Consider the following 2414-nt stretch of genomic DNA (forward strand, 5'->3'; position numbering starts at 1 on the left):
CCCGAGCACGATCCTCGCGGCCCTGCCGCAGCGCAGCCTGCCGACACCACGTGCAGCACCGCGACCGGATGTGGCCGTGGGCCAGTCCCTGCCCTTCGAGGTCAAGCCTGTCGAGGAAGCACCGGCCATCACCGAGCAGGCGACGCCTGAACAGGCCGGAACCGCGGTTCTCGTGGCCGCGAATATACCGATCCCGACACGCCGCCCGGAATATGCGCCAGACGCCGCGACCCAGGAAGCTCTTGTGCAGATAGCCTCGGCGCAGACCGATGCACCGGATGCCATTGCCGGCGTTCTGGCCGACGACGCGGAGACCGCGCAGCCGATTACAACGGCCGCTTATCTGCCGGTTCCGTCGAGCCGGCCCGCCCGCGCCGTGGCCGACGAGTTCACGCTCGCCGCACTTCCCGAACCGCGCCCGCAGGCGGAGCCCGTAGCGTCGCAGAGCGAATTCGCCCTCGCTGCCGACAGGGAACCTGAAACAGTTGCCATTGCCCTGCAGGAAGAGCGTGGACAGCCCGTTTCAGCCTCCCCCCGCAAGGCGCTTCTGGCCCGTGCGGATCAGGCAACGGAAACGCACCACGAAAGCCGTGCACGCAGCACCCGTAAATCGGCCAAACCCGGCCCGGCTGACGTGATCCGCGATGCGCAGCCCGTCGTGGTCGCCAGCAGGGGTGAGGCGCCGAGCCGCGCGCTCAGCCGGAACTCCATGCTGACCGAAGCCGCGCGCCCGACCCACCCGCCGGCATTCGACAGTGAGTTCGTCCGTTCGCCCGAGACCGTCTACACGACCGGCTTCCAGCAGGATATCACCGTGGCGGACGCCACCCGCTTCAGCGGCAAGGCCGTGAACTTCATCTCCATGGCCCGCTTCCGCACCAACTGAGGCAGGCCTGCAAGACAACAAAAAAGCGGGGCTCCGGGGCCCCGCTTTTTTCGTTTGAGAACAGGCTTTTTCAGCCCTTCAGGCCACTTGCCTCACGAGCCAGCGCCTCAATGGACGCCCAGTCTCCGGCCTCGATCGCCTTGTCGGGCACGACCCAGGAGCCGCCGACGCAGATCACATTCGGCAAGGACAGATAGTCATGCACATTCTTCGGAGAGACACCGCCCGTCGGGCAGAAACGGATGGAAGCGAGTGGTGAGGAAAGGGCTTTCAGGAAAGGCGCGCCGCCCGACTGCTCGGCCGGAAAGAACTTCAGAAGGCTGTAACCTTCCTCACGCGCGGCCATCACCTCGCTCGGCGTCGCTGCACCCGGGAGGAACGGCACCTCGGACATCGATGCAGCATCCAGCAGCTCCTGCGTGATGCCGGGGCTGACGATGAACCGCGCACCGGCCGCCACCGCGTAGGAGAAGTCCTTCGAGGTCAGGATCGTGCCGGCACCGACAATCGCCTCCGGCACTTCCTCGCTGACGAGACGGATCGCGTCGATGGCGTCGGGCGTGCGCAGCGTGATTTCGATGGCCGGCAACCCGCCCTTCACCAGTGCCTGCGCCAGCGGCACGGCATCCGCCAGGCGGTCGATCTTCAAGACCGGCATCACCGGCTGACCTTCCAGGATCGCCAGCAGCACCTCGTTCTTCTTCTGCATGGCAGCGTTCATGTGCACACGTCTCCTCAAAGCCTCTAGATTTCCGGCGAAACCGCACCATTAAAACGGTTCAATCACGTATTTCGCCGCCCATGAACACTTTTCTCCCAAAACTGGCAAGCCGCAAACCTCAATTGTCTGTTCGCAAACGCGTCCAGAAGCCGGTCAACCGGCCCCAAAGGCGCCGCAGCAAACCGCGAAAAGGCAGCGCGTTCTGCAGCGCTCTCCATGTCACGCCTCCCGCCACGCCATCTGCAATCAGGTCTGCCTCTTTCTGAAAGCGCCTCAAGGCCATCTCCGTCCGCGCGCCAAACACCCCGTCCAAGACCACCGGGTAGCCGAGTGCGCATAGCATAGCCTGAAGGCGCTCCACCGCAGCGCCCCGTGCACCGATCCGTAGCAGATCGCCAGCGCCGGATGTTTCGCGCGCCGCATAGGCCCGGTAGGCCCGGGCGAGCTTCCGGTCATACTGGTTGCGCCTGTAGCCCGGCCCGTTATAGCCCCGCGCAAACCGTGCCCAGTTCCGCGCAGTCAGGGCCTCCTTCAGCCCCGCCTTCTCGATGTAGCGCAGCATCAGGCGAACCTGCCCGGCGGTCTCGCTCCGCGCCTCGGCCACCAGCGCCTCCACATCGGCAAAGCCGAGCCAGCTCCAGTGTGCTCCCATCACCTGCCCCAGCCCCCAGGAAACGGATTCGCACGCGGCCTTTCTGTCCATGCGCGCAGCCTTCTCAAAAAGCGCCCAGCGTTCGGCCTGACCGCGCGGATTGGCGACACCGCCGGCTTCCGGCGAAGCCAGCCCCGCCGCCCGCGCCTCCGCCC

The 2414-nt window shown here is 66.0% G+C and carries 2 protein-coding genes and 1 pseudogene; 1 reads left to right on the forward strand and 2 read right to left on the reverse strand.

Annotated elements, in window-relative coordinates; all coding sequences use genetic code 11:
- A pseudogene (locus JCM21793_RS29605) lies at positions 1 to 886 on the forward strand (DUF882 domain-containing protein); the annotation flags it as partial.
- A gap of 70 nt (positions 887 to 956) precedes the next feature.
- Here the strand turns inward: JCM21793_RS29605 and JCM21793_RS22900 are convergent.
- Positions 957 to 1595, reverse strand: a complete 639-nt coding sequence (locus JCM21793_RS22900; RefSeq protein ID WP_025031851.1) for a 2-dehydro-3-deoxy-phosphogluconate aldolase — start codon at positions 1593 to 1595, stop codon at positions 957 to 959.
- Positions 1596 to 1725: 130 nt separating this feature from the next.
- Positions 1726 to 2414: N-acetylmuramidase domain-containing protein (locus tag JCM21793_RS22905; protein ID WP_025031852.1), on the reverse strand; the 689-nt coding region annotated here is incomplete at its 5' end.

Origin of the sequence: Nitratireductor aquibiodomus NL21 = JCM 21793 (assembly GCF_000615975.1) — a bacterium.
GTDB lineage: Bacteria > Pseudomonadota > Alphaproteobacteria > Rhizobiales > Rhizobiaceae > Nitratireductor > Nitratireductor aquibiodomus.